Here is a 6,246-nt window from a genome sequence, read left to right as displayed (position 1 = left end):
CTGCTCGCGCAGGATGACTACCGCCGCACCGTGCTGCTGGCCGATCCGGGCATGGGCAAGAGCACCCTCATCCAGTCCCTCATCGCCCACCTCGCCAGCGGGCGCGGCTTCAGTGGTGCAGCGGCGCTCACCGGCCTGCTGCCCGTGCCGCTCATCCTGCGGGATATTGTGCCCCTGCTGCCGCAGGATCAGGTGGCAAGCTGGAGCTGGGACGGTCTCCTCAACTTACTCATCGAGCGCTACCAGCGCGACGAAGCCGCCCCACCGCTTTGCGACAGCTTCAAAGACCACCGCGACGAATTCCGCCACCATCTCCACACCGACGCTGAAATTTTCTTTCTCATTGACGGTCTCGACGAAATCGGTGATCTCGCCAAGCGCCGTCAAATCGTGAATTGCATTCAGGACGGCATTCGTGCCGCGAATAAAAATACCCGCTGGCTGATTACTTCGCGAGAAATTGGATATGACGATGCGCCGGTGGATGAACTCCCGCATTTTACGGCACCATCCATTCCCTCGAATAAGTCTCAAGAAGAAAAGATGCTAGAACAATCCAAATGGATCATTCAAGAAAAGTTAAAGCAGCAAGAATATTGGAGTGGTTACATCATTGCTAATGCAAAGGAAGGATCTCTTGAAACAACTTTTGAAGACTCCGAAGTTCCGCATGAAACAAATACAGGAAGAATTTATGAACGCTGGCCGGGTGTAAGTCTCGAAGACTTCCAACGTCTTACTTCAATCTTGTCGACTAAATACATCGCTCAGCGCCTTCACCTCGCGCCTTTCGATGACAAGCGGCAGGACCTCTTTACCCAGCGTTGGTTCCAGCACCGGCACAGCACGGATTACTCTCGCGAGTTGATGCGGGAGGTGCGCGCGCATCATCATGATGGCGTGCGCATCATCTCACGTGTGCCGAACCTGCTGTGCATGATGAATATCCTCAAGCGCAGTGGCAAGCCCCTGCCGGATGGTCGTGCCGCGCTTTACGACGCCATCGTCCAAGCATACCTCGGCGGCATAGATGCCGCGTATCGACTGCGCCCTGTGCTGGGAAACACCTGCCCCTTCGACACTGCCCAACGCCGATTCCTGCTGGCCCTCCTAGGTGCTCACATGCAGGAGTCCCGCGTGAGCGGAGAATATAGTGCGAGGAGCAGAGAATTCAGAAAGCTGCCGAATGCGGAGAATGAGGGCAACATCCTCATCTCCCGCCCGGAGTTAGAGCAGCTCCTAATCCCCGCCATCCAGCGCATGCGGGAGGAGGGCCGACTGGTCAGCACGCATACCACTGCCGAGGAGCTTGATGAACTGCTGCACCACATCGCTTCACGCTCCGGATTGCTCATCCCGCGCAGCAGTGATGAGGAAGGGAACACTCTCTACGGCTTCACTCACCTTTCATTCCTGGAGTTCTTTGCAGCCGAATGGCTGGGCATGGAGTTCGACCGTCGCCAACGCCAGCTTGCACGGCGGTCCGAAGCACAACTGGATGAGATCGAGCTTTCCAAAGACGATTTGGAAAGACTCTTTCCACCACACGGCCCCATCCAGCACACCCGCGAGTCCTTTCGGGATTTGCCCGCCCTACCTGCCTGGCACGAGCCGCTTATCTTCCTGCTTGAATCCCGCAAGGCCGATACCCCCACCCTTCTGCGCTGGCTCTTTCCCGCCTTGCACAGCAACCAGCCACACGTCGTTTCAAAGGATGATCAAAATCCCACGCCCTTGCTGCCGCTGGATGCCGTTCAGTTCGCTATCAATATCGCCCAGGATCCGGAGATTCCCCTGCCCATGTCTACCCGCCAGTCTTGGTGGCGGATTCTTTGGTCTGCTTACCTCGCTTGGCCGCATGCGCCCTGGGAGATGTCAGAAAGCACGAGCTGGCGCATCACCCCGCTGTTGCTGGGACCAGCTACGGACCATGCCGAGGTGCTTAAGGCACTTATCGAGGTCTATCCCCAAGCACAAGAACAGCCCATCCCTCGCCCAGCCCCCACACTTTACCTTTACGCATGCCCCCACCTTACCAGCCAGGATCTCCTCCCACTAAGAGGACTGGAACGATTGGAAAAACTCTACCTTGATGGCTGTAGCGGGCTGAAGTGCCTGCCGGACCTGCACGCCTTGCAGCACCTCAAAAAGCTCTATTTGATGGGGTGCACCGGCCTGAATGGTGCGAAAGCCCTCCATGGCCTCTCCGGACTGGCTAGGTTAGAACATCTCGACCTTGATGGTTGCACCGGGTTGGAGCGCCTACCGGACCTCCGCGCCTTGCAGGGTCTCAAAACGCTCGATTTGCGCGGCTGCACCGGGCTGGAGCCATCTGCTGTGGCGGCGCTGCGGAAAACACTGCCAAAGGAGTGCCGGATCATCGGGCCGGATGGCAAAGACGTGAAATGAAGAAAACAGTGTGGACTGCGGTTGCGAAGTGAGGAACGAACGGAGCTACCGCTTTCGACGGGCTGGTCAGCTCTCGCGTGCCATAGGCCAGTCGGAGGCGGGAGTTGGTGGTTTTCCGCAGGCCGGCCGGCCCGCGTGGTCCACGGGACGTTCGAAAGCGGCAGCTTCACCCTTTCAGGGTTGCGCAGCCGCACTCCAAATAGGCCTTGCTTGGCCACCCTCCCTTGAAGCTTCAAGGGCGATACGCCTTGTCTGAATCTCATCACACCCCCGCAGCCTTCTGCTTCTCGGCCTGCAGCGCCGCTTTATCGGCAGCGAGCTGTGCGAGGGCAGCGGCTTGGCGGGCTTTTTGTTTGGCTTCGTATTCGGCGAGGGTTTTGGCGCGGGCTTCGGCGCGACGGGCTTTGGCTTCTTCGTCGGCTTGATTGAACTTGGCGCGCTCGGCTTCCTGGGCGGCTTTGGCGGCGGCGGCTTCGGCGGCGCGTTGTTCTTTTTCGAGGCGGATGGCTTCCTTCTCGGCGAGCTGCTTGGCTTTCAGCTCGGCGGCGGCGGCGCGGAGGGCTTCTTTTTCGGCCTCGGCCTGGGCTTTGATGGCGGCTTTCTCAGCTTCGGCCTGCTCCTTGGCGAGGCGTGCGGCTTCCTTGGCGGCTTCTTTCTCGGCCTCGGCCTGAGCTTTCGCAGCGGCCTTCTCGGCCTCGGCTTGTTCCTTGGCCAGACGGGCGGCTTCCTTGGCGGCGGCTTTTTCAGCTTCGGCCTGCTCCTTGGCTAGTCGTGCAGCTTCTTTGGCATCAGCAGCGGCGAGCATGGCGGCCAGCTTCTCGGCCTCGGCCTTTTCCTTGGCAGCGGCTTTCTCGGCGGCTTCCTGCTCTTTGGCTAAGCGGGCGGCCTCCTTGGCGGCGGCTTTTTCGGCTTCGGCCTGCTCCTTGGCAAGGCGTGCGGCTTCCTTGGCGGCTTCGCGCTCGGCCAGTTCACGGGCCTTGGCCTCGGCTTTCTCCTGGGCGGCCTGTTCTTTGGCCAGACGCTCGGCTTCCTTGGCCTCAGCAGCGGCCACGCGTGCGGCCTCCTTTTCAGCCAGTTCCTTCGCCTTGGCTTCTGCGGCGGCGAGCATGGCGGCCAGCTTCTCGGCCTGGGCGCGCTCCTTGGCGGCAATCTTCTCGGCGGCCTCGCGTTCCTTGGCGAGACGCGCCTCCTCCTTCTCGGCCAGCGCACGGGCTTTGGCGGCTTCCTTGTCGGCGAGTTCCTTGGCCTTCACGGCAGCGGCGGCGGCGCGCATGGCTTCGAGCTCCAGCAGGGCCTGCGCCTTGGCGGCAGCGGCAGCCTCTTCCTTGGCAATGCGTGCGGCTTCCTTGGCCTCGATGGCTGCCAGACGTGCGGCTTCTTTCTCGGCCAGCGCCTGCGCCTTGGCGGCTTCGCGTTCCGCGATGTCGGCGGCGACCTTCGACTCCATGGCGGCGGTGAGCGCGGTGGTGAAATCGATCATCTGCTGGCTGAGCTCCGCCGCGGTGGCGGTCAGCGCCGTGGCGGCGTCATCGAGCACGCGGGGCTGGATTTCGAGCGCCTGAAGTTTCTGCGCGGTGTCAGCAAGAAGGGCGAGGAATTTGGGATCGAGCTTGGTGGTCATTAGCGGAGGTCGGAAAAAACGAGCGGGGATCAATGATCAGAGATGGGGGGATGTAAAGCATGAAGCGGCGTTTCAAGTTCGAAGGTTTCAAAAGCGTCCTCGGAGCGCGGACCTCCGAGTCCGCAGCACTCCGAATCTACACGTGACTCCACTGCCTCCCTGCCGCCATCACTCTTTCGTCCCGAAGTCCTCGTGCTTTCCACGCGCCATGTGCAGCCACCCCTGCGGTGTGATAGCGACCTGCTGCGGACTCGGAGGTCCGCGCTCCTTGGGCGGGTTCTTCAGTGGAAGCCGGCAGGCTTTGCAGGGGCTGTGAAATGGGGACTGAACTGAGCGCCATGGGTGCATGGCTCCTTGACCTCGGCGCTGACTGCGCAAGCCTGAGACCATGCGAAAACACCCCCTGCCCCTGCGCATCTCTTTTCTGGCCCTGCTCGCCTCCACCGTCACCGGCTTCGCGGCGGAATACGCCCCGCTTTTCCTGAGTGCGAATCAGTTGTCCATCGCCACGGGCAAGCCTTCGCTGGTGATGATGTCCAGCGCCTCCACGCACATCCCGGTGTGGTCGTTGTCAGGCGGCACGGATGGGCAGTCGGTCAGCGGCGTTGTCACGGGTCTGCCCAAAGACTGCGGCGGCGTGCGGGTGGAGATCACCGTGACCACCACGGACGCGGCGACGAGCCCCGCCTTGGAGGATGTTTACCGCGTGCACCTTTCCCAGATGGTGGAGGGGGCGCCCTTCACCGAGCGGCATCTTCAGGGCGACCCCATTCGCACCGCGCTGCCTGCCGGACCGCTGCACTCCCGCACGATTGTTTTGGAGTCCTACTACCAGGTGGTACCGGAGGCACCGCTGACGATACGCATTCAGCGCGAGCCTGCGGATCCCGCCGACACCTTCACCAGCCCCACCGGACTGGCGGTGGTCAAGGTGACGCCGCTGAGCGCACCCCCAGAGGCCCACCTGGTGCAGGAAGCGCAGGGCTACAATTCCTGGCCGATGCTGCAGGCCATCGGCGACAAGCTGGTCTGCGTGTACAGCCGGGGCTCCGGGCACACCATTGGCGAAGACTCCCGCGCCACCTATGCGCGCACCTCCACGGACGGCGGCAAAACGTGGACGGCTGAGACCCTGGTGGCCAACTCCCCCGGCTACGGCGATGTGCCCGTGGGCAAAGGCCTGGATTCCACCGGGGCGATGCTGCTCTGGGTGCGCAGGGTCGGCGGGCAGTGGCACCAGGACCTGTATCGCACGACGGATGGCGTGAAGTTCACGCTGGTGACCACGCCGGAGCTGGCGGTGCGCCCGGTGCAGATCACGGATGTGTTTGCCATTCCCACGGTGGGCCTCATGGCGCTGTGGTTCGCGGGGGATTACGGCGATGCAGGCCCGACTCACTCCTGGGGCATGCTGACGAGCAAGGACGATGGCAAGACCTGGACGCAAACACCCATCGAGTCCGGCCTGACCAAAGATCAGTGGCCCACCGAGCCCTCCGCCGTTTACCTCGGCGATGGCAAGATCTTCGCCATTGGCCGCACGGAGGCGGGAGATTCCACCACGGCGCGCTCTCAGTTCCAGATGCTCTCCACCGATCACGGCAAGACCTGGACGCGTGCGCAGACCAACATCACCGATGTGCTCATCTCCACGCCGAGCCTGATCCTCGATGCCAAAACCGGGCTGCTGAGCAACTACCACTTTCAGCGCGGGCGCGCCGGCATCCTGTGGCGTCGCGTCGTGGATCCGAAGAGCGTCATCGCGAATCCGCTCCAGTGGCCCGAGGGCGAAGCGGTGGCCGTGGGCAGCGGCAGCACCATCGACGCCGGCAACGTGAACGCCACGGTGATCGGTGACACGCATTACCTCTCGTTTTACTCCGGGAAGAAACCGGACACGGCGGTGCTGGTGTCCGCCTTGGACGCACCTAAGGACGGGAAGAAGCAAAAGTAGAGAACTGGCGCGATCAGGACTCGGCACGATGTCTGACCGCCACTTGCTCTCGCACCTGGCTTAATGCGCTCATCTTGGAATGGAGCGCCGCAGGCCAAAGCGTCCTGGCGCGCGGACTTCCAGTCCGCAGCACTCCGCAGACACACGCGGCTCCATAGCCTCCCTATCGCTTTTCACCGTCTCGTCCCACAGCGCTCGTGCTTCCGATGTTTTACCTGTGGCCACACTCGCTGTGTGTAGGCGACCTGCTGCGGACTGGAAG

The 6,246-nt window shown here is 62.1% G+C and carries 4 protein-coding genes; 2 read left to right on the top strand and 2 right to left on the bottom strand.

Annotated features, from left to right (window positions below):
• Positions 1-30: 30 nt before the first annotated feature.
• The gene (locus ACIREA_RS24195) at positions 31-2,409 is read left to right on the top strand and encodes an NACHT domain-containing protein (RefSeq protein WP_397384906.1); all 2,379 of its coding nucleotides are present in this window, start codon (positions 31-33) and stop codon (positions 2,407-2,409) included.
• 262 nt (positions 2,410-2,671) lie between these two features.
• Here the strand turns inward: ACIREA_RS24195 and ACIREA_RS24190 are convergent, their stop codons facing one another.
• A complete protein-coding gene (locus ACIREA_RS24190; protein WP_397384905.1) occupies positions 2,672-4,030 on the bottom strand; it encodes a hypothetical protein in 1,359 nt (452 codons plus the stop codon).
• A gap of 388 nt (positions 4,031-4,418) precedes the next feature.
• On the opposite strand from ACIREA_RS24190, the gene ACIREA_RS24185 reads away from it, so the two are divergent.
• Positions 4,419-5,984 carry a sialidase family protein gene (locus ACIREA_RS24185; RefSeq protein ID WP_397384904.1) on the top strand — a complete coding sequence of 522 codons (1,566 nt, stop codon included), beginning with the start codon at positions 4,419-4,421 and terminating at the stop codon, positions 5,982-5,984.
• Positions 5,985-6,053: 69 nt separating this feature from the next.
• Here the strand turns inward: ACIREA_RS24185 and ACIREA_RS24180 are convergent.
• On the bottom strand, positions 6,054-6,246 hold a 193-nt coding region (locus ACIREA_RS24180), incomplete at its 5' end, for a hypothetical protein (RefSeq protein WP_397384903.1).

The sequence above is a fragment of the Prosthecobacter sp. genome, assembly GCF_044373815.1.
Taxonomy (GTDB): Bacteria; Verrucomicrobiota; Verrucomicrobiia; order Verrucomicrobiales; family Verrucomicrobiaceae; genus Prosthecobacter.
This window is presented reverse-complemented; position numbering and strand designations above follow the sequence as displayed.